Genomic DNA, 19,284 nt, shown 5'->3' with positions numbered 1-19,284 from the left:
TGTTATGAATTATTGTGTCATTATTCCAGCACGTTATCAATCATCTAGATTACCGGGCAAGCCACTTATTGACTTGTGCGGCTTGCCTATGATTGTAAGAACTTATCAGCAATGTATAAAGGCATGTCCCTCTGAAAGGGTGTTTGTTGCAACTGACGATGAGCGGATTCGAGAAACGTGTGAATTAAATGGTATTCAAGTTATTATGACAACATCTAATTGTCTAACGGGTACTGATAGAATTGCAGAATGTGCTCAGTATTTAGATGCAGATACATTTATAAATGTACAAGGTGATGAGCCTCTTTTTAATCCAAATGACCTTAAAACTTTAATTGAAGCAGCAAACAAATATCCACAAGAAGTTTTGAATGGATACTGTGAAATTAAAGAGGAAGCTTTGTTCAGAAGTTCAAGTATTCCTAAAGTTGTATTCAGACCAGATGGTCGATTATTATATATGTCAAGAGCAGCTATACCTTCCAATAAAAAATTTGGATTTGAAACTGCATGGAGACAAGTTTGTGCTTATGCTTTTCCTAGAAATGCTTTAAGTGATTTTTCCAGAACTAATCAGAAAACTCAGTTAGAGAACATTGAAGATATTGAGATTCTTCGATTTTTGGAGCTTGGATGGGAAGTTAGAATGTTAGAACTTTCTAGTGATTCTGTTGCTGTTGATACATTAGAGGATATTCAAAGTGCAGAAACTGCGATACTTGAACGTGGTCTTTAATAAAAATGATCTTTAGTAAATAAGAAGTGGCCTAGATGTGTGTTATATATGCCACTTCTTATTAGATGGAAAATATATTTTAAAGAGGTATCATTATGAAATCAGGCTTTTTAAGTCAATATGATATTATTATATTTGATTGTGATGGAGTATTAATTGATATAAACCTATTAAAATGTGAAGCCTTTGGAAAGGCTGTTGCAGACTACCCTTCAGATATTGTGGGAAAATTTGTTGAATATTGTAAAAATACATTTGGAGTCTCAAGATATGTAAAATTCAAAGAGTTTTTAACTGAATTTGCAAGAGAGACTTATCAAGAAGATAAATACAATCTTCTTTTAACTAAATATGCTAATATTTGTAATAGAGCTTATGAAATTGCTGAAATTACACCAGGTTGTAAAAACTTATTATTGGAGTTGACCAACTTAAATAAAAGTTTATATGTAGCATCTGGAGGTGATGAGAAAGAATTAAATGAAGTTTTCATTAAAAAAAATTTAAATATATATTTTAATGGTATTTACGGTTCACCAAAAACAAAATCAGAGTGTACCTCGATCATTCTTAATAGTAACTCTGATAAAAAGTCTGTCTTCATAGGAGATGCTTTATCAGATATGAAGACCGCTAAAGAACATAAAATAGATTATATTTATATGTCCAAATATACGGTTCAATCTGAGGAACAGGACCAGCTATGTAGAAATGGAGCTATAAAGGTTATTAACACGCTGGAGGAGTTGCTTTAACCGCTACCTCGTATATCAAGAGGTTTTTATAAAAAGAGCAAATCTCCCTTTATGTATTCTAGTAACCTGTGGTGAAGGGTATACCGGAACACACACTTGTGTTTCCTAGCTGGAGAAAGGTCATACGGTGATTAATACCGGTGCCTGTCACTCCCCGAATATTCTTGTTTCATAGAATTGTTCCACAAGATTTCACCTATAAAAGCGGATGTCTAGCAACTATAGTAATTGGTAGATTAATAAAGTACAGATAGGGGGAGAAGATAGTTTAAAACTATTATTTTCCCTTTTTAATAATAAATAATAGGGGAGAGTTATTACAAATGGCTATATTAGTTACGGGAGGAGCAGGTTATATTGGCAGCCATACGTGTGTAGAACTGCTGAATGACGGCTATGAAATAATTATCTTAGATAATTATTCAAATAGTAAACCTGAAGCATTAGATAGAGTAAAAGATATTACAGGAAGAGGCTTTAAGGTTTATGAGGTTGACTTGCTTGATCGAATGGGGCTTGAGGATGTGTTTTCAAACAATAACATCGAGGCTGTTATTCACTTTGCCGGGTTGAAAGCAGTTGGAGAGTCAGTTTCGATTCCGCTTCATTATTATCATAATAATATCACAGGGACACTTATTCTTTGTGAAGTGATGAAGAAGTACGGGGTAATGAATTTGGTGTTTAGTTCGTCTGCAACGGTTTATGGTATGCCAGACCGAGTCCCAATTACAGAGGACTTTCCTCTTGGTGCTACCAATCCTTATGGTCGGACAAAGCTTATGATAGAAGAGATATTACGAGATTTATTTGTTTCTGATAATAGCTGGAGCATTGCCCTATTGCGTTACTTTAATCCAATTGGAGCACATGAGAGCGGTATGATTGGAGAGGACCCAAACGGTATTCCTAACAATTTAATGCCCTATATTACACAGGTAGCAGTTGGCAAATTAAAAGAACTGCAAGTGTTTGGGAATGATTACCCAACAATTGACGGGACAGGAGTAAGAGATTATATCCATGTAGTGGACCTTGCAAATGGCCATTTAAAGGCACTAGATAAAGTGATTTCTTCTAATGGTGTAGAAGCATTTAATTTAGGGACAGGAACTGGTTATAGTGTAATAGAGATGGTCTCAGCTTTTGAACGTGCATCTGGCATGAAGGTTCCTTATGGAATTGTAGATAGAAGACCGGGTGATGTAGGAGTCTGTTATGCAAATCCATCTAAAGCTAAAAATGAACTTGGCTGGGTTGCTGAAAGTGGAATTGAAGAAATGTGTCGCGATTCTTGGAGATGGCAGGCAAAGAATCCTAATGGATATGAAACGTTAAAGTCTAGTAAATAGTAAGATATTAAATAAGAACAGGATGCTCTTATCCAAGAGCAAAATCGGGTGCCAGGCACCATCCAGAGAATTTCCATTTAAGTTATTTGTTCACTAGTAGATTAAAAGGATTATTCTTCTCGCCTTAATATTGTCTATTGATTCAAGTATTGTAAATTACCTGATGCTTCTGTGAAAGAGTAGAAAGAAAGGGTTTGGAGTGCCGTTGTATGAACAGAGTGCTGATATTCATACAAAAAAGATTACGGTTATTTTGTCCCCTCTAGAGTTTAAAAAGACAGGTCCTGGATATGATGCTGCTATGGTGTTAGTGGTTTTGAAATCAATTGGAAAGCTGGATGGTGAATTGAATGAAGACATGTGTATCATTGGTGCGATTTCTCTAAAATGCGATATTGAACCATTTGAAGGAATTGTTCCAGTTATTACGAATGCAATAAGGCTTGGTTTTAAGAAGATTTTTATTCCCCCCATTAATACCCGCATATTCCCTAATACAATAGGAACAGAGTTAATTCCTGTGTCCACTATTTCCAGCCTAATCTCCTATTTAAAGGGACAGTTAAAAGCGGACCATTTATTCTCTTTTCCCATTGAAGTAAATGAGGAAGTATCCTCAAAAGTAGAAGAACCACAAATAGACTTTCAATCAGTTATAGGACATCGTCTAGCTAAACGAGCTTTGGAAATTTCAGCTGCCGGAGGACATCATGTTCTATTAAGTGGTCCTCTAGGGTGTGGAAAAAGAATGCTTGCTGAAGCATTTCCGTCCATCTTTCCAGATTTATCTCCAGAGGAGACTCTGGAATTATACGGAATATACCAATTAGGAAGAGAGGAACTTCCTTCGATGACACGCAGATCCATGAGGCATCCGCATCATTCAGCATCCGCGACTTCGCTGCTGGGAGGTGGAACATATCCTAAACCAGGGGAAGTTTCTTTTGCTCATTATGGAATACTCTTTTTGGATGAAATGGGTGAGTTTTCGAAAAAGACGTTAGATATGCTTCGTCAACCGCTGGAAAACAGCCGAATTACCATCAATCGTGCGAAACAATCTGTCACCTATCCAGCAGACTTTACTTTAATTGCGGCAACCAATCCCTGTCCGTGTGGCCATCTAGGTTCTTCACAGTGCTATTGTGTCTGCACGCCAAAGCAAATTGCCACCTACCAGCAAAGGATATCTGGGCCAATTTTAGACCGAATTGATTTTGTATTGACGTTAAAAAATGTCTCGTTGAAAAATGGAATGGAAAATGGAATCTCATTCGGATGCAGTACATCATGCTGGGGACCTGAGGAAGGGAAACCATGGGTAGAAAGAGAAGAGAGTGGATCCCTCACGCCTATCATCACATTTATGCTAGGGGAAACAACAGGCAAAATATTTTTTGTGATAGTATTGATATGATGGAGGTTTTCCGATTATTAACGATGATTCACAATGAATCCCCCATTTCAATCTGTGCATACTGCATTATGACAAATCACTATCATTTACTATTAAAAACAGAGGAAATATCAATTTCCAAAATCATGGGGATATTTAATAAACGCTATACGGATTATTTTAACCAAAAATACCGTCATGTTGGACATGTATTTCAACAACGTTTCAACAGTTCCCCAATTCCTTCACCTCAAGACCTTCTCCAAGTGAGTAAATATATACACCGCAATCCCATCAGCACCAAGAAACCTATGGTAAACAAGATGGAGGATTACCCCTACTGCAGCTTCCAGTTTTACAAGAAAGAGAGAACCCCACTTTATCCTTTCATGAACATTAGTGGAAATTTAGTGGGCTCATCTCCATTGTGGAGGTGGGCCATTTTTTAGTTTAATAGCTAAAACAAGGCGTCCAGTAGAAAGAGGTTTTGACTGTTAAAGAGAATACTAACCGTTCATACAAATTAATATGGTAAAATATAGATGGAATTTTTGCTCGTTTAAACATAAGTTAATTGGAGGTAAAGTTAATGGGTAATGAAGATTTAGAGAAAAACGAACATGAAGAAGTTGAGGGTAAGGAAAGTATCGAATCTGGTGAAGATTTGCAGGAAGAATATGGTGTAGATGAACCAGAAATAAGTGATGAAGAGTATTTCAAAATCCTTTTTGACATAGATCCAAGCCTAGTAGAATATAAAGTTAATTCTAGCGATGTTTATACTACAACCTTTTTATCATTGGATCATTTAAGAGCGGCTAAACTATTTGTAGATAATAGTAAAGAAATCTATAGTAGCCGTAAGGATATAAAATCTCCAAAAGAAAAATTTGAAGCCATTACAAAGTATAGATCCTATGTTATCAATACAATCACTTCTAGCGTTGCATATATGGAAGCAACGATTAATGAAATATATATGTTGGCTTTTAATACTGATGAATTTAATGAAACATATGGTACAAGTACAGATGAACAAACTCTAAAACAAATCACAGATGAAATCAGGATTAAAGATGATACTTTATATATTAAGGTGAAAAAAATAACTGACGCCTTTGGTGTCCGACATATGTGGTGGAAGGACATTGGTATATTGATTGAATTGAGAAATCACTTAATTCACTATCATCCTATTATTGACTTACACACCGGAGGGGAAAATGTAAGTCCAACAAAAATCGAGGAACTTTGTGAAGGGTTATTTGAATTTGAAGATACTCTAATAGAAGAAAAAGATAGTGCTCCTTTTTTCCCGGATAAATTAGGGTTTGATTGCGCAAACTGGGCACTAACTAATAGTAGTAGATATATTCGGAAATTATTTGTAAGGTTAGGTTTAATGGAATTAGGAAGTAGATAACCAGCTACTTAATGCTTGTCTATAGCAATTATTAATGTCAATTACCAGGCTCATCTCCGTTCAGGGAGGTGGGCCAGAATTGTAGCGTTGTATAGAAGAACGAAAAAGAGTTTCCCTCGACAATAAATTTTCTGGAAAACAGGTAAATGTCCTTTTGTTTTAAGGGTTTGCTGCACTTTTAAACAAACGATTGGTTAGTATGGTAACTTGTTTCGTTTTGTATGAAACTGTATTTTACTAGTTTCTATTGTCAGTTTTGAAGATGATTCTTACCAACCACACCTTTTTTACGACAATTATTTTTAAAAAAACAGGTAAAAAGTTAGTTTGATTAAAGGGCTTACGTGCTATTTAATTAATCGATTAATTGAATTTATTTTCGTTAATCAATCGTCTGATTAGAATTGCTCTAAATGCTGTCATATATAAGTTTAATCTACCTTTATGGTAAGGATATTGTCGAAAAGAGGACCAAGTAAAAAGTGTGCAAGGGTACTTATGAAACATATTTTAGAGAGAAGCAATAACGAAATGGCTCTGTTAATTTCCTCGAACCAAAAACATACTACTCCCTCAATAGTCTGCTTTATCCTATGTCATCAATTAAATCCTGAAGCTGGAGGAACGCTCAGCAGTTGTAATGCTAGTATGATTGATGTTGAATGTTGTTAATAGCTTGAATAGCAGCCTTTGTTGGATGATGATCATCACGACCGATACCGATTGGAAACTCTTCTGATAGATATTGGACTTTACCTGGTCTTTTATTTGCAAACGCTTGGATGGTGCCATCTATATAATGGAAAATCTCTACATAATACAATTGGCCATTGCTCTCGAATTTTCTACAAATATCCAATCTAACAATTTCAATGTTCTTCTTGTTCATCTGCCGACCCTCATTTTTTCGTAAGAATAATTTTAGCAACTGACTGATACAAATATCCAAATTCTATTGTCCTATGTTTTATGAATATCACTAGTCTATTAGAGTGTTATGAAGGGATTATGGAACAGAAAAGAGTGAAGTATTGTAGAAATTTGATTATCTCTTAAATTTGCTTGTCTGCCATCACACGAAACCGAAGGAGAATAACACCTTCCTTTATTCCCCTCGACCTAAACCCTTTATCATCCTCTGAAATTTCCATACTCTTACGCAAGTCTTTAATGACTAATTCCGCACATCTTTCTTTATTTGTATGTGTTCCATTTCCTCTCAATCTTATTTATTTTTCCAAAGTTGGAATGATTATCATAATTTCATTTGTCCTTTCTTGGTTCAGTGAACTCTTGTTCGAATAAACTATCAAAGTCTATATCATCGTAGATTTTTTCAGTAAGTTCTCCTGGTGGTATGACTAAGCCTTTAGTAAGTTTAAAGATTGTATAGAGTGATGGAGCTTTTAGGTTTCTTTCAATTTCACTTAAATAACTCCGATCTAAGTTGATTTCATTCGCGAGTTCTTCTTGTGTCATACCTTTTGCTTTACGTAAAGTTCTAATTACTTCTCCTATGTAAATGGTCTTTTCTTTCAAGGAAATTCTCCTTTTTAAACCAATTACATAACTAGGGGTGTTATATCTCCACGGGCTATAGACGACAAACGAGCTCTTTTAAATAAATAAATTTTTAGGGTTCACTAATTTGGGGATATTTGTAGTAATTTAATCAGAATAATCGCTGCCGAATCACTTTTATTTAATAAGATGCAATCTATTATTTGGGCGTGAATTTTTTCTTTGTATGTCAGAACGATGCATTCACTCTATCAAATACTGGATTTTTTCCATTTCCATAATAAATTCTGAAGCTTTTATACCAAGCCCGGTAGCAAGGGCCAATATGGTATATAGACTAGGCAGTTTAAGATTTCTTTCAAGAATACTAATATAGGAACGATCTAGCCCGCTAAGGTCCGCAAGTTTTTCTTGGGATAAATTCCGTTCCTTTCGCAGCTTTTTTAATGCCTTACCAAAATCCAGGTGTGAATAATAATCCACCAAGGAACACCTCCTTTGAATAGTAGATATCGAATAAGTCGTTTTCATTTTTTGTTTTCTTCTTTTAAACTATCAAAATTATACTTGCCTGATTTTTCCTTAAGAAGCTGATGTTTTTTTGGCGGTTCCAGATAAAAAAGGAGGGGGCTAGCTTGGATTCCTCTTTCCGTTGTAAGCCGTTTTAATTGATTGGCTGTCTGAAGTTTATTGTTAAAGGCAGTTAATTTTGCATCGACAATCATGAAATGGCCGTTGCTGAATGCTACCTCCGTCTTGTTGCCAATTGCTTTGGTATTGATAATATGTTCGGGATTAAACCAGATGCAGTCATGTTTTTGTGGTGATTTGCTTGGAAAAAGGCAAACGCTTTGATACGGATTCACAATGATTGGACATTTCACCGTCTTATTAAGAATAAATTTTGCCCCTGCCATTGCTCCCCGTAAATCAAAGCCTATGTATTTTAATGTATCGTCTAGTAAATTTAGTGGCGCTCTATCCACTAGTAAAGTTGTTTTTTCTACCATAATCCTGGAACATAGTTTCCCATTTCGGTCATATTCACCCAACATAAGTATTACTTTCTTATTAATATAGAAATTATTAACGGTTCTCCACTCCTTTTGGATAATAGGTTTGAAAAAGGTTTCCATCCTGCTATTTTGAGAGGCAATGTATGCGGTTACCTTATAAATCTATTAAACGGTAAATAGGACTTTTTTACTGCAGACTATAGTGATCAGGATTCGCCATAATTCGGGTGAATTTTGACGAAAATACGACAGTTTTTACGTAACGGTTCCTTTCGTGGTCTAAAATGGCAATCATCCTTTATTCATTTGGCTGCAGCCAATCCCATTCGGGGTCTATGTCATCGATAAAAGCATGGGATATTTGCGTTTTAATCCCCACGGCAGCTATTTTTTCTAGATAGATTTTCATGAATTTGTTGTTTAAGATTCCATAAAAGTAGGCGATCGGATTTTTTACAAGATTGGTCTTTTTTATTTTTCGAATCAGTTGTCGAAAGGCTTGGATTGAGATGTCTAGTATATCTTCTGTGTCAGTTGTACACTCAAAGCGAAAAGCAGAAATTTGTACCATCTGCCAAAATTCTTCAATGGTTTTTGCATCGGAGAAAAAGCACTTTACCAAGTCGATAAAGGGTTGTGGAACCCGGCTGCTTACATAGGTGTAATCTAATATTGACGGCTCTTCGCAACGTTTATTTATCTTATGATTATTTGTTTTAATAAGATTATTAGTTTCATTTTGGTGGTTCATTTTTTCCTCTTTGGGTAGTTCATTCGATGGGAAACGATTAAACTGATATAAATTGCTAGACTGCGAGCCGTTCTTCCTTTCTGTTTCAAAGACTGTGATGATACCAAATCCTTTTGCTTTCAAAATCATTCGTTTAAAGGTAGATCTTGATATGCCATTATCATGGTATTGGTCGTGAATTGATTTTAAGAGGGTCCCAATTTTGGCATTGCAAACGCCAGGGATTTTGGCTGCAAACCGTACGAGCCTTTTTAATCCGACAATTTCCCCTTTCGTAAAATCATGCTTGTGTTCTACTAACCACATTTCCATATGATGATTAAATTCCTGAAGGGAACTGAATTGCGAGAACTGCTTAAATTCCCTAGTGTTACCAGATTTTATACTCACGATTACTAACACCCTTTCATTCCATAGCCTTGTTTAAGTTTTCCTTCGTGAGGGCTATATGTTATGTGAAGGCTCACGACCGGCACTTCTACAATAACGAGATTGGCTGAATTAATCGAACTGCGTCTTTCTATTTTTGAGGGTATTTTTAGAGTGAAACGCAGAAAAAAGCGTTTAAAAGAGATTTTTGCTGGCGATTTTTGCGTTTTGATGCCTGTCACTGCCCGAATTTTGTCGAAGATTGATAGGTTGTTAGATAGTTAAACAGTAGGCCAGGCCAGTGGGTCAGACCCCCGCTAGGTTAAAGTTTTAACGACGTAAAGTATGAGAAAAGGTGGAGGGTGAGCTTTCTGCCTTTTTTATGTTTTTTGTAGTTTTTTAGCAGAATAAGGAGGATTATGTAATTTTTGGGTCAGATCCCCACTAGGCGAGAGATGTTGAAGCATGTTGGAGTTCTGTCAAAGTAGTTATGGTTTTACTTTGTCAGGCTATTTCTAAAGTGAACCATCATTTATCCATGAGAACTGTCTCCTAAGACCGGGTGGTATTTGCCCGGACTTTTTTTTTATATAAAAATAAGAATTTTTTGAATTAATTGTAAACGCATCCAATGTTGTTATTTCGGTATTCGAAGTATAATATCCTTCGATTTTCGGGAGTTTCGGGGCACAAAATATTGTAGAATATTTACTATTATTACTATATAATACTGATTAATCTAAAAATAACTTTTATTTGGAAAATTGACTCTCATGAAATTTTCTGAAAACCTTATTATATAGCTGTTTTTAAGCTTTTTCTATACGGGAATATCCTTTTCCAAAGATAGGAAAAAATACTAAATTATATAACAATTCTGAGGAAGAATGTTATTGAAAGGAGAGTATTGATAATGAGCAAAGCGGTCTTAGAAGTCAATCATTTAAGGACATCCTTTTTTACAGATAACGGCGAAGTGGCTGCGGTGGATGATGTCAGTTTCCACGTCAACGAGGGAGAAATCCTTGGCATTGTCGGCGAGTCCGGATGCGGTAAGTCAGTAACCTCGCTTTCGGTTATGGGGTTAGTTCCCAACCCGCCAGGCAAGATTGTGGGCGGAGAAATTCTATATAAAGGTGAGGATTTAACGAAAACATCGGAAAAACGGATGCGGGAAATTCGCGGCAATGATATAACTATGATCTTTCAGGAGCCAATGACCTCCTTGAATCCCCTCTTTACGATTGGGGACCAGATTATGGAGACGATCCGTTTACATAACAAATGGAATAAAAAACAAATTAAAGAACGTGCCATTGAGATTCTCGAACTAGTTGGCTTACCCCGCGCGAACGAGCTGATCAACGAATACCCACATCAACTATCGGGTGGAATGCGGCAGCGGGTCATGATTGCCATGGCGATGGTTTGTAACCCGCAGCTATTGATTGCGGATGAGCCGACAACTGCACTGGATGTAACGATTCAAGCGCAAATTTTAAAATTGATGAAGCAGCTGAATAAAGACTATAACACGGCGATTATGATGATTACCCATGACCTAGGAGTTGTCGCTGAGGTTTGCTCACGGATTGTCGTGATGTATGCAGGAAAGGTCGTAGAGGAAGGCGATATTGAAACAATCTTTAAAAATCCAAAGCATCCGTATACGGTTGGCCTTATTAAATCCGTTCCGGATATGCGAAAAAAGGTAGAGCGCCTTTATTCCATTCCGGGAAACGTACCGAAGCCGGGAAGCATTAAAGAAGGCTGCCGTTTTGCAGCAAGATGTGAACATGCTTTTGAGCGCTGCATGAAGGAATCTCCTGAATTATATCAGACTAGTGGAGGACAGAAGGTCAGATGCTTCCTTCATGAACAAGAACAGCAACTAGATTCTAACAAACAAGGGGTTGTATCTGTATGACAGAGACTATCTTGCAGGTTAACAATTTAAAGAAACATTTTCCGATTACCGGTGGTATATTGGGCAAAAAGGTCGGCGAAATGAAAGCAGTAGATGGTGTTTCTTTTTCAGTAAAAGAAGGCGAAACATTGGGAATCGTAGGAGAAAGCGGCTGTGGGAAATCAACAACAGGAAGAATTCTGCTTCGATTGATTGAGCCCACGGATGGACAAATCATCTTTAATCATCAGGACTTAAGAGCCCTGCCACAAAAAGAAATGCGAAAAGTGAGACGGAATATTCAAATGGTCTTTCAAGATCCCTTTGCCTCATTAAATCCCAGACACACAGTGGAAAAGATTCTCGAAGAGCCATTGATTGTACATGGAATCGGGGATACTGCACAAAGGAAACAAAAGGTCAAAGAGATGCTGGAAGTAGTAGGGTTATCAAGCTATCACGCCAAGCGGTATCCGCACCAATTCAGCGGGGGGCAGCGGCAGCGGATCGGGATAGCCCGGGCGTTGATGACGAATCCAAAACTTATTATCGCGGATGAGCCGGTTTCCGCACTGGATGTATCGATTCAATCACAGGTTCTTAATCTATTAAAAGATTTGCAAAAAGAGTTTAAGCTGACGTACATCTTTATCGCTCATGATCTTGGGGTTGTCCGTCATATCAGTGACCGCGTTGGCGTTATGTATAAGGGCCGTATGGTTGAACTTGCCGATAGTGAAAAAATCTATCAAACTCCCATGCATCCTTATACCCAGCAGCTGTTATCAGCAGTACCGATCCCCGATCCGGATTATTATAAGGCGGGGGCACAAAGTGCGGTACAGTTTGGCCAATTGCCGGATGCGTATTATATAGATGAGTCTTGGAAGGATGTTGAAGCCGATCGTCCGGGTTTAGTGGAGGTTGAACCGGGACATTTTGTAGCTTGCCATACGAGGTAACGCTAGTAGATTACTAGTTTCTAAAAAAGAGGGGGAGGGAAACAATGCTTACATACACCATTCGCCGGCTGCTTATGCTGATTCCTGTCCTGTTTGGTATGACATTAGTTGTGTTCTTTATCATAAGGGCAATTCCTGGGGACCCAGCTCAGGTCATTTTAGGGCAGCAGGCAACAAAGGAAGCCATTGCAGCGTTAACGGAGAAATTAGGACTAAACGATCCATGGTATATACAATTTGTTGAATATGTAAAAGGATTGCTGACGGGAGATTTGGGAGAATCATTAAGAAGTTCCACTCCAATCAGCGAGGAAATCTGGCCATACCTTGCTGCGACGTTAGAGTTATCGTTAGCAGCTATGATTATCGCGATTGTAATCGGGGTAAATGCTGGCATTATCAGTGCTTGGTTCCAAAATTCATGGTTTGACTATAGCGCCATGGTAGTAGCACTGATTGGTATTTCAATCCCAGTTTTCTGGCTTGGTCTGATGGAACAATGGTTATTCTCACTAGAATTAGGATGGCTGCCGTCAACGGGCAGAGAGGATGTCCGTAATCCTGTTGAAGCCATTACGAGCTTATATTTAATTGATACGTTGCTTAACGGTAGATGGGATCAGTTTGGAGAGGTTGTCAGACATTTGATCTTGCCGAGTATTACGCTGGCGACGATTCCGATGGCCATTATTGCCCGAATCACACGTTCAAGTATGTTAGAGGTTATGCGTTCTGACTATATCCGAACCGCTCGTGCAAAAGGAATGAGAATGTTTTGGGTTGTGTACAAACACTCCTTAAAAAATGCGGTTATTCCTGTGTTAACGGTGATTGGTCTTCAAATCGGCCTTCTATTGGGTGGAGCGATTTTAACGGAAACGATATTTGGCTGGCCTGGCATCGGACGATATATATATGAAGCCATTGGATATCGTGATTATCCGGTCATCCAATCTGGCATTCTCATTATTGCTACAATTTTCATTTTAATCAACCTAGTAGTGGACCTTCTGTACGTTGCTATTGATCCACGAATTAAATACAACTAAGGGGAGGTGGACGGCCATGGCTGTTTTAGCAAAAAGTAAAAATGATCTGGTTCTTAACAACCAAGAGGAAGTAGTTTCCCCGGGCAGGGAGGCTTGGAAAAGCTTTAAGAAAAATAAATTTGCCCTTGTTGGTGCAGGAATTGTTGTATTTTTTATCATTATTGCGATCGTGGCACCTGTGATTGCCCCTTATGGAGTAAATGAGCAAGTGCTTTCCAATCGAAATGCGCCTCCTTCTGCTGACCATTGGTTTGGAACCGATGACTTCGGACGGGACATCTTATCGCGTGTCATGTTTGGGGCACGAATATCTTTATGGGTAGGATTTGTCGCCGTAACGGGCTCGATTGTCATCGGTTGTTTTCTCGGTATCATTGCCGGGTATTATGGCCGTTGGATTGATACGTTAATCTCTAGAATTTTTGATATTATGCTAGCCTTCCCTAGTATTCTATTAGCGATTGCTGTTGTTGCTGTGTTAGGGCCTTCCCTGCAAAATGCATTAATCGCAATCGCGTTAATCAATGTACCGAACTTCGGAAGACTGATTCGCTCGAAGGTGCTGAGTGTAAAACAAGAGGAATATATTATGGCGGCTAAAGCCATTGGGATGAGTGATGCACGCATTTTATTTCATCATGTATTACCCAACAGTTTAGCTCCCATCATCGTTCAAGGTACTTTGGCGATTGCAACAGCGATCATCGAAGCGGCAGCCCTTGGATTCCTTGGAATGGGGGCACAGCCGCCCGAGCCGGAGTGGGGTAAAATGCTTGCCGATTCCAGACAGTATATCATTCAAGCGCCATGGACTGTTCTTTTTCCAGGGGTTGCTATTATGCTGACAGTACTCGGTTTCAACTTAATGGGCGATGGGCTGAGAGATGCCTTGGACCCAAGAATGAAAAGCTAGTAAGGTGTTTAGGAAAATTTGGTAAAATGCAGGCTGAACACAGCCTTGCTTTTATATAAAAAAACAACAGGGGGAACAAATCATGAAACGCAAATCTTCATTTATTGTAAGTATTTTGTTAGTGCTTTCCTTGATCCTTTCTGCTTGCGGCGGAGGCGGTAAGAATGAAGCAGCCGGCGGAAAAAGCGAAAAGAGCGGACCAAAAGAAGGCGGTACACTTATCTATGCCCGTGGAGCAGACTCCATTTCTTTAGATCCAATTAATGTTACAGACGGTGAGTCTACCCGCGTAACGATGCATATTTTTGAAACACTGTTTGTTTATGATGACAAGCTGGAATTACAACCAAAATTGGCCGAGTCATATGAAACGTCTGCAGACGGGTTAACATGGACAATTAAGCTGAAAAAGGGAGTTAAATTCCAAGATGGCACTGATTTCAATGCCGATGCAGTCGTGTTTAACTGGGAGCGCTGGATGGATCCGGCAAACCCATATCACCAAGGAGACTTTCCTTACTACCCATTCCTTTACGGCGGATTTAAGGGTGACCCTAAACATAAGGTCGAACACGTAAAAGCACTTGACGAATCAACCGTTGAATTTAAACTTACTGAGCCAACCGCTCCATTTATCAGCTACTTAGCGATTCAAATGTTTGGTATCGCAAGTCCTGAGGCGATTAAAAAATATGGTGAAAAGTTTGGCGAGAACCCAGTTGGTACTGGCCCATTCAAGTTTGAAAGCTGGAACCGTAATGACAAAATTGTTTTAAAGGCAAATGAAAATTATTACGATAAAGGTAAACCATATCTAGATGAAGTAATCTTCCGAGTGATTCCTGATAACTCTTCACGTTTAACAGCTCTTCAAAGCGGTGAAGTAGATATTATTGACAACTTAAATCCAGATGACGCGGATACGATTAAAGCGAACTCACAATTAAGTTTACTAGAGCGCCCAAGCTTTAACATTGGTTATATGGTACTGAATACACAAATGGCGCCATTTGATAATGTAAAAGTACGCCAAGCCGTTAATATGGCCATTGACAAGCAAGAGATTGTAGATGCCTTCTACAATGGCTATGCAGAAGTAGCAAAAAACCCATTCCCACCAGGTCTATGGGGTTATAACAATGACATCGAAGATTATAAGTATGATGTAAAAGCAGCGAAGAAGTTACTTGCAGAAGCAGGTTTCCCGGATGGCTTTAAAACTGAATTATGGGCAATGAGCAACCCAAGACCATATATGCCGCAGCCATTAAAGGTTGCTGAAGCGATCCAAGCTGATTTAAAAGAGATTGGCATCGACGCTGAAATCAAAACATATGAGTGGGCGACTTACCTGCAAAAATCAGGTAACGGTGAGCACCCAATGGGATTATACGGCTGGACAGGCGTAATGGCTGACCCGGACAACTTCCTATATCCAAACCTTAGCAGCACAAATACACAAAAACCGGCAAGTAACCGTGCCTTCTATGTAAATGAAGAGTTTACAAGCTTATTAGATAAAGCACGTGTGACATTTGATCAAGAGGAACGTGCGAAGTTGTACCAGCAGGCACAGGAGATTTTCCATGCGGATGCGCCGTGGGTAACACTTGCCCATACCACTCCTCCATTAGGTCTAGCTGGATATGTTGAGGGCTTTAAGCCGCACCCAATGGAAAAAGAAGACCTTACTGAAGTTTACTTGAATAAGTAATTTTGCGGGGAATTCCCAAAAATATAAAAATCCCCCACTTATGTGGGGGGTTCTTTTTAGGAGTGAAATGTTGATGTACGAGCTATTGAAGAACTTATGTGATATCGTTGGTCCCAGCGGTTTTGAACAGGATGTGCAGCGGTTTATTTTAAACGAAATTAAAGACTATGTAGATGAATATCATGTCGATGCCGTCGGGAATTTGATTGTGAAAAAGAAGGGAAATGATCCAAGTTATCCTTCTTTAGTGATTGCTGCCCATACGGATGAAGTCGGCTTCATTGTGAAAAAGATTGAAGAAAACGGCCTGCTGCGCTTTGAAAAACTAGGCGGACATGATGACCGATTCTTGAATTCCCTGCCGGTGAAAATCCGCTCAGATAAGGGGATTTTGGATGGCGTCATTGGAACAATAGCGATGCACTATGTGAAATGGGATGATCCGAAAAGAGTGTCCTCGCACCGCGAGTTATACATTGACATCGGTGCCCGTTCTGCTGAGGATGCGAAAGAGATGGGGATTAAGGTCGGCCAGCCGATTTCATACGGGACAGAGTTGAAACGGATCGGAAGCCATCGTGCTGTTGGTAAAGCGTTAGATGACCGTGCGGGCTGTGCCTTGTTAATCCGTCTGCTTCAGGACTTAACTGATACAGGGGCTAAGCATGGTGATATTTATGGTGCGTTTACGGTCCAAGAGGAGGTTGGTTTACGCGGAGCATCGGTTGTATCCAATGCCGTGGAACCGGAATTTGCCTTAGCTCTTGATACCACACCAACCAGTGACACGCCGGATGTTCTGATGACAGGGACAAGAGTTCTTGGGAACGGACCGTGCATTAAGATTGTCGATAAATCACTTATTGCGCATCCGCTGGTAACTGGACATTTGGAAAAAGTGGCCGTAGAGGGCAACATCCCCTACCAAATGGAAGTCTTCATGGGAATCGGAACCGATGCAGGAGCCATCCATATGACAAATAAAGGCGTATCAACCGGAGTCATCTCCATACCATCCCGGTATACCCATACACCAATAGAAGTTGTTGATCTGGATGACATGGAAAACAGCTATAAACTACTGCACGATTTTGTGGTAATGTTAGATCAATTAAAAGGTAAGACGTTTTTAGATACATGATTTTGATATCCGTGCCTGTGGTCAAGCCCCCGAAAAGTAGACATTAGTAAATTCGACATTTATGATGCATTTTGGTAATTTAAATAATACATTTTAGGAGAAACGAATCCCATTCTTTTTTGGATTCGTTTTTCATTGTAATAACGAATATATTTCTTTAAATTATGTTGAAATGATTCGATTGGGCAGTTGGGATAAAAATAAGGAAATTCCGTTTTTAACTGCGAAAAAAAGCTCTCAATAACAGCGTTATCCCAACAATTTGCCTTTCATGACATACTTGGTATGAAGTGTACCTCTTTACCTAGATTGCGATACATGTGGGATCTGTACACGCGTCCCTGGTCACTATGGATCAGAACGCCCTCTAATGTATCCAATTTCTGCTTTTTCTGTGCTGCCTTGATGGTGGCTTTTATCAATTCCTTATTAGGGCTTGAACTCATTTCAAAGGCAATCACTTCACGGTTAAATAAATCCATTACTGCAGAAATATACAACTTTTCCTGTCCCATCAATACCTCAGTCATATCCGTTACCCATTTTTGATTGGGATGAACGGCATCAAAGTCCCGATTTAATAGATTTTTATAGACATAGCCTGCAGATTGTTCCTTAGCCTCATGAGTAGTTTTTGGTTGCCTCACCTTTGCTTTCAAATTGGCCTCATTCATGAGTCGCGCTACTTTTTTATGGTTTATTATTATGCTTTCGGCTTTTAAAGCTCGGGATATTCTTTTGGCTCCATATGTACCTTTGTGAAGGAAATAAACTCTTTTTATCTGTTTTAAATCTTGGCGTTCTTCTCCAGATGTTTGGCGCTTAGGACGTTTAAGAAATGCAAAATAACCACTTGAGGAAACCCCGAGTATACGGCATAAAAGATTGACCGGGTAATCCTTTCTCAAATAAGAAATAGCTTCGAATTTTTTGTTTATTCGTTCCCCTTGAGAAAGGCCTGGAACTTTTTTAGGATTTCTATCTCCATCTCTTTATCTTTTAATTTCTTCTCCAACTCCCGGGTCTGCTTTATATCTTTTGACTGAGAAGGCTGCGAAATAGAGCGTGTATTCACAAGACCCTGCTCACCCTCACCCTTAAAAGAGATTACCCAGCGATTCACTGTATCCCGGTGTAAATCCAGTTCATTTGCAACTTCAGCCACGGGCCTTTTATTTTCTAGCACTTGACGCACTGCTTCCAACTTAGTTTCAACACTATTATGTGATGATTGTTTTTTTCTCATGTTAATTGGAGAGCAATAGGGACGGTTCTCCCGGCTTTTCTGAATCAACAATTGAGAGGAAATCCCATCAGAACCGTCCCTGTGGTGTGTGATAAGGACTGGGTCTTTTTATTTACAGGTAAATTATGCTAGATTGCTAGTGAATATCTAGTCCCATATAAAAGAGTGAAAGAAAGATAGAGGATGGATTAGTGGATGAGGGGACCACATATGCCTTTGAGGGACGAAAGGAATTTGGAAAATGCACTAGAATAATCCTCGACAAATTTTTGTTAGAAAATAGCACAGAGTTCGTTTTTTCTAAAGGGTTTAAGGCATATTTAATCAAACATTTGATTAATAATTTGGAGTTAATTAATCGTTTAATTAGAAATGCATTAGATGCTGTTAATACTGCGTTTTGTACCTACTTGAGACAAGGAAATTGTCGAGAAAATGGTATGGTAAAAAAGAAGGGGATTCTTACATCACTTGATGTAAGAATCCCCTTTTTCGATTATTTGAAAAATATCGTTCAAACTTATATTACAAATAATGGTATAATATAGTAAAAAAGTATGGGAGAGATGGTCCTCGTGAAGGAAGAAATTTTGCTATTAAAAATACATAATGGACTGAAAGAAGGCAAGAGTTATTATGAAGCGTTACGCGGGAATTGGAAAATTAGCGAAAAGAGATTTCAATCCATCAAATACGTCGCGGGTATCAATCGTGGAAAAGTAGTTTGTATATTTCAACCTACAAACTGGAGCATCATATCAGAAGGCCAAGAAAAGGGCAGGAAAGTATTCGATGGAATCGAAGCACCAAATAATATTCTTTTAGACTTACAAGAATCAGAGGAACTCCTTTTAAAGAAATTTGGTAGTGGGAGTCCAGTTGCGTATGTTTCTTTGAAGGAAATTGTTAATTAAATAGGATAATAAGTCATAATGGTGGATACCAGAATGGATAGGAGTAAAGCTATCGTAACAAATTTACTCAAGGAAAGGACAAGGGAGCGGTTCTGATGGAACCTTCAGAGCCGGTCTCTG

At 38.7% G+C, this 19,284-nt stretch carries 22 protein-coding genes and 1 pseudogene; 14 read left to right on the top strand and 9 right to left on the bottom strand.

Translation table 11 applies throughout. The features are described from left to right. Positions 1–4 precede the first annotated feature (4 nt). From J2Y03_RS22955 to J2Y03_RS22935, 6 genes are all read left to right on the top strand, one after another. Positions 5–736 (top strand): 3-deoxy-manno-octulosonate cytidylyltransferase, encoded by a 732-nt coding sequence (locus tag J2Y03_RS22955; RefSeq protein WP_310198784.1) that lies wholly within the window; start codon positions 5–7, stop codon positions 734–736. Positions 737–831: 95 nt separating this feature from the next. After that, positions 832–1,491, top strand: coding sequence for an HAD family hydrolase (locus J2Y03_RS22950; RefSeq protein ID WP_310198781.1), 660 nt, complete (start codon positions 832–834; stop codon positions 1,489–1,491). A gap of 323 nt (positions 1,492–1,814) precedes the next feature. Beyond that, positions 1,815–2,843 carry a UDP-glucose 4-epimerase GalE gene (gene galE / locus J2Y03_RS22945; RefSeq protein ID WP_310198779.1) on the top strand — a complete coding sequence of 343 codons (1,029 nt, stop codon included), beginning with the start codon at positions 1,815–1,817 and terminating at the stop codon, positions 2,841–2,843. 205 nt (positions 2,844–3,048) lie between these two features. Then, positions 3,049–4,260, top strand: a complete 1,212-nt coding sequence (locus J2Y03_RS22940; protein WP_310198776.1) for an ATP-binding protein — start codon at positions 3,049–3,051, stop codon at positions 4,258–4,260. Continuing rightward, a complete protein-coding gene (locus tag J2Y03_RS29015; RefSeq protein WP_396954254.1) occupies positions 4,161–4,688 on the top strand; it encodes a transposase in 528 nt (175 codons plus the stop codon). The genes J2Y03_RS22940 and J2Y03_RS29015 overlap by 100 nt, the downstream gene beginning before the upstream one ends. A 140-nt stretch (positions 4,689–4,828) precedes the next feature. Beyond that, positions 4,829–5,662, top strand: a complete 834-nt coding sequence (locus J2Y03_RS22935; RefSeq protein ID WP_310198773.1) for a hypothetical protein — start codon at positions 4,829–4,831, stop codon at positions 5,660–5,662. Between the two features lie 643 nt (positions 5,663–6,305). On the opposite strand, the gene J2Y03_RS22930 is transcribed toward J2Y03_RS22935, so the two are convergent. The 6 genes from J2Y03_RS22930 to J2Y03_RS22905 form a co-directional block, all read right to left on the bottom strand. Further along, positions 6,306–6,551, bottom strand: a complete 246-nt coding sequence (locus J2Y03_RS22930) for a hypothetical protein (RefSeq protein WP_310198772.1) — start codon at positions 6,549–6,551, stop codon at positions 6,306–6,308. Between the two features lie 163 nt (positions 6,552–6,714). Beyond that, positions 6,715–6,885: a hypothetical protein gene (locus J2Y03_RS22925; RefSeq protein ID WP_310198770.1), complete on the bottom strand. Its 171-nt coding sequence runs from the start codon at positions 6,883–6,885 to the stop codon at positions 6,715–6,717. A 40-nt stretch (positions 6,886–6,925) separates the two neighbouring features. Further along, entirely contained in the window at positions 6,926–7,201 is a 276-nt protein-coding gene (locus J2Y03_RS22920) for a helix-turn-helix domain-containing protein (protein ID WP_310198767.1), read from the bottom strand. A 225-nt stretch (positions 7,202–7,426) separates the two neighbouring features. Continuing rightward, entirely contained in the window at positions 7,427–7,666 is a 240-nt protein-coding gene (locus tag J2Y03_RS22915) for a helix-turn-helix domain-containing protein (RefSeq protein ID WP_310198764.1), read from the bottom strand. Between the two features lie 44 nt (positions 7,667–7,710). Continuing rightward, a complete protein-coding gene (locus J2Y03_RS22910; RefSeq protein ID WP_310198761.1) occupies positions 7,711–8,319 on the bottom strand; it encodes a competence protein ComK in 609 nt (202 codons plus the stop codon). Positions 8,320–8,497: 178 nt separating this feature from the next. After that, the gene (locus J2Y03_RS22905; RefSeq protein WP_310198758.1) at positions 8,498–9,340 is read right to left on the bottom strand and encodes a hypothetical protein; all 843 of its coding nucleotides are present in this window, start codon (positions 9,338–9,340) and stop codon (positions 8,498–8,500) included. Positions 9,341–9,442: 102 nt separating this feature from the next. Here J2Y03_RS22905 and J2Y03_RS22900 point away from each other — a divergent pair, with 102 nt between their 5' ends. The 7 genes from J2Y03_RS22900 (at position 9,443) to J2Y03_RS22870 (ending at position 17,004) form a co-directional block, all read left to right on the top strand. Further along, on the top strand, positions 9,443–9,604 hold the full coding sequence (locus J2Y03_RS22900; RefSeq protein WP_310198755.1) for a hypothetical protein: 162 nt from the start codon (positions 9,443–9,445) through the stop codon (positions 9,602–9,604). A gap of 628 nt (positions 9,605–10,232) precedes the next feature. Next, positions 10,233–11,246, top strand: coding sequence for an ABC transporter ATP-binding protein (locus J2Y03_RS22895; protein ID WP_310198752.1), 1,014 nt, complete (start codon positions 10,233–10,235; stop codon positions 11,244–11,246). After that, complete coding sequence (locus J2Y03_RS22890; RefSeq protein WP_310198750.1) at positions 11,243–12,187, top strand: ABC transporter ATP-binding protein; 945 nt, start codon at positions 11,243–11,245, stop codon at positions 12,185–12,187. Before J2Y03_RS22895 ends, J2Y03_RS22890 begins: the two co-directional genes overlap by 4 nt. Before the next feature lie 44 nt (positions 12,188–12,231). Next, positions 12,232–13,236 carry an ABC transporter permease gene (locus tag J2Y03_RS22885; RefSeq protein ID WP_310198747.1) on the top strand — a complete coding sequence of 335 codons (1,005 nt, stop codon included), beginning with the start codon at positions 12,232–12,234 and terminating at the stop codon, positions 13,234–13,236. 16 nt (positions 13,237–13,252) lie between these two features. Continuing rightward, on the top strand, positions 13,253–14,149 hold the full coding sequence (locus tag J2Y03_RS22880) for an ABC transporter permease (protein WP_310198744.1): 897 nt from the start codon (positions 13,253–13,255) through the stop codon (positions 14,147–14,149). A gap of 82 nt (positions 14,150–14,231) precedes the next feature. Next, the gene (locus tag J2Y03_RS22875; RefSeq protein ID WP_310198741.1) at positions 14,232–15,863 is read left to right on the top strand and encodes an ABC transporter substrate-binding protein; all 1,632 of its coding nucleotides are present in this window, start codon (positions 14,232–14,234) and stop codon (positions 15,861–15,863) included. 73 nt (positions 15,864–15,936) lie between these two features. Next, the gene (locus J2Y03_RS22870; RefSeq protein ID WP_310198738.1) at positions 15,937–17,004 is read left to right on the top strand and encodes a M42 family metallopeptidase; all 1,068 of its coding nucleotides are present in this window, start codon (positions 15,937–15,939) and stop codon (positions 17,002–17,004) included. 59 nt (positions 17,005–17,063) lie between these two features. Here the strand turns inward: J2Y03_RS22870 and J2Y03_RS29010 are convergent. The 3 genes and pseudogenes from J2Y03_RS29010 to J2Y03_RS22860 form a co-directional block, all read right to left on the bottom strand. Then, positions 17,064–17,255: pseudogene (locus tag J2Y03_RS29010) on the bottom strand (IS3 family transposase); the annotation flags it as partial. A gap of 18 nt (positions 17,256–17,273) precedes the next feature. Beyond that, positions 17,274–17,912 carry an IS3 family transposase gene (locus tag J2Y03_RS22865; protein ID WP_310198736.1) on the bottom strand — a complete coding sequence of 213 codons (639 nt, stop codon included), beginning with the start codon at positions 17,910–17,912 and terminating at the stop codon, positions 17,274–17,276. Positions 17,913–17,938: 26 nt separating this feature from the next. After that, positions 17,939–18,250 carry a transposase gene (locus J2Y03_RS22860; protein ID WP_310198734.1) on the bottom strand — a complete coding sequence of 104 codons (312 nt, stop codon included), beginning with the start codon at positions 18,248–18,250 and terminating at the stop codon, positions 17,939–17,941. Positions 18,251–18,825: 575 nt separating this feature from the next. Between J2Y03_RS22860 and J2Y03_RS22855 the strand changes: the two genes are divergently transcribed. Continuing rightward, the gene (locus J2Y03_RS22855) at positions 18,826–19,164 is read left to right on the top strand and encodes a hypothetical protein (protein ID WP_396954253.1); all 339 of its coding nucleotides are present in this window, start codon (positions 18,826–18,828) and stop codon (positions 19,162–19,164) included. The last annotated feature ends 120 nt before the right edge of the window (positions 19,165–19,284 follow it).

Source organism: Neobacillus niacini (assembly GCF_031457145.1).
GTDB lineage: Bacteria > Bacillota > Bacilli > Bacillales > Cytobacillaceae > Neobacillus > Neobacillus niacini_J.
Note: the sequence above shows the minus strand (reverse complement) of the source record. Positions and strands in the feature narration are given on the sequence as shown.

Bases quoted from the DNA above. Each gene is read 5' to 3' on its own strand.
- galE (WP_310198779.1), top strand. From the start codon at position 1,815: ATGGCTATATTAGTTACGGGAGGAGCAGGTTATATTGGCAGCCATACG.
- J2Y03_RS22860 (WP_310198734.1), bottom strand. From the start codon at position 18,250: ATGAGAAAAAAACAATCATCACATAATAGTGTTGAAACTAAGTTGGAA.
- J2Y03_RS22930 (WP_310198772.1), bottom strand. From the start codon at position 6,551: ATGAACAAGAAGAACATTGAAATTGTTAGATTGGATATTTGTAGAAAA.
- J2Y03_RS22875 (WP_310198741.1), top strand. From the start codon at position 14,232: ATGAAACGCAAATCTTCATTTATTGTAAGTATTTTGTTAGTGCTTTCC.
- J2Y03_RS22910 (WP_310198761.1), bottom strand. From the start codon at position 8,319: ATGGAAACCTTTTTCAAACCTATTATCCAAAAGGAGTGGAGAACCGTT.
- J2Y03_RS22895 (WP_310198752.1), top strand. From the start codon at position 10,233: ATGAGCAAAGCGGTCTTAGAAGTCAATCATTTAAGGACATCCTTTTTT.
- J2Y03_RS22935 (WP_310198773.1), top strand. From the start codon at position 4,829: ATGGGTAATGAAGATTTAGAGAAAAACGAACATGAAGAAGTTGAGGGT.
- J2Y03_RS22890 (WP_310198750.1), top strand. From the start codon at position 11,243: ATGACAGAGACTATCTTGCAGGTTAACAATTTAAAGAAACATTTTCCG.
- J2Y03_RS22955 (WP_310198784.1), top strand. From the start codon at position 5: ATGAATTATTGTGTCATTATTCCAGCACGTTATCAATCATCTAGATTA.
- J2Y03_RS22885 (WP_310198747.1), top strand. From the start codon at position 12,232: ATGCTTACATACACCATTCGCCGGCTGCTTATGCTGATTCCTGTCCTG.
- J2Y03_RS29015 (WP_396954254.1), top strand. From the start codon at position 4,161: ATGGGTAGAAAGAGAAGAGAGTGGATCCCTCACGCCTATCATCACATT.
- J2Y03_RS22950 (WP_310198781.1), top strand. From the start codon at position 832: ATGAAATCAGGCTTTTTAAGTCAATATGATATTATTATATTTGATTGT.
- J2Y03_RS22880 (WP_310198744.1), top strand. From the start codon at position 13,253: ATGGCTGTTTTAGCAAAAAGTAAAAATGATCTGGTTCTTAACAACCAA.
- J2Y03_RS22870 (WP_310198738.1), top strand. From the start codon at position 15,937: ATGTACGAGCTATTGAAGAACTTATGTGATATCGTTGGTCCCAGCGGT.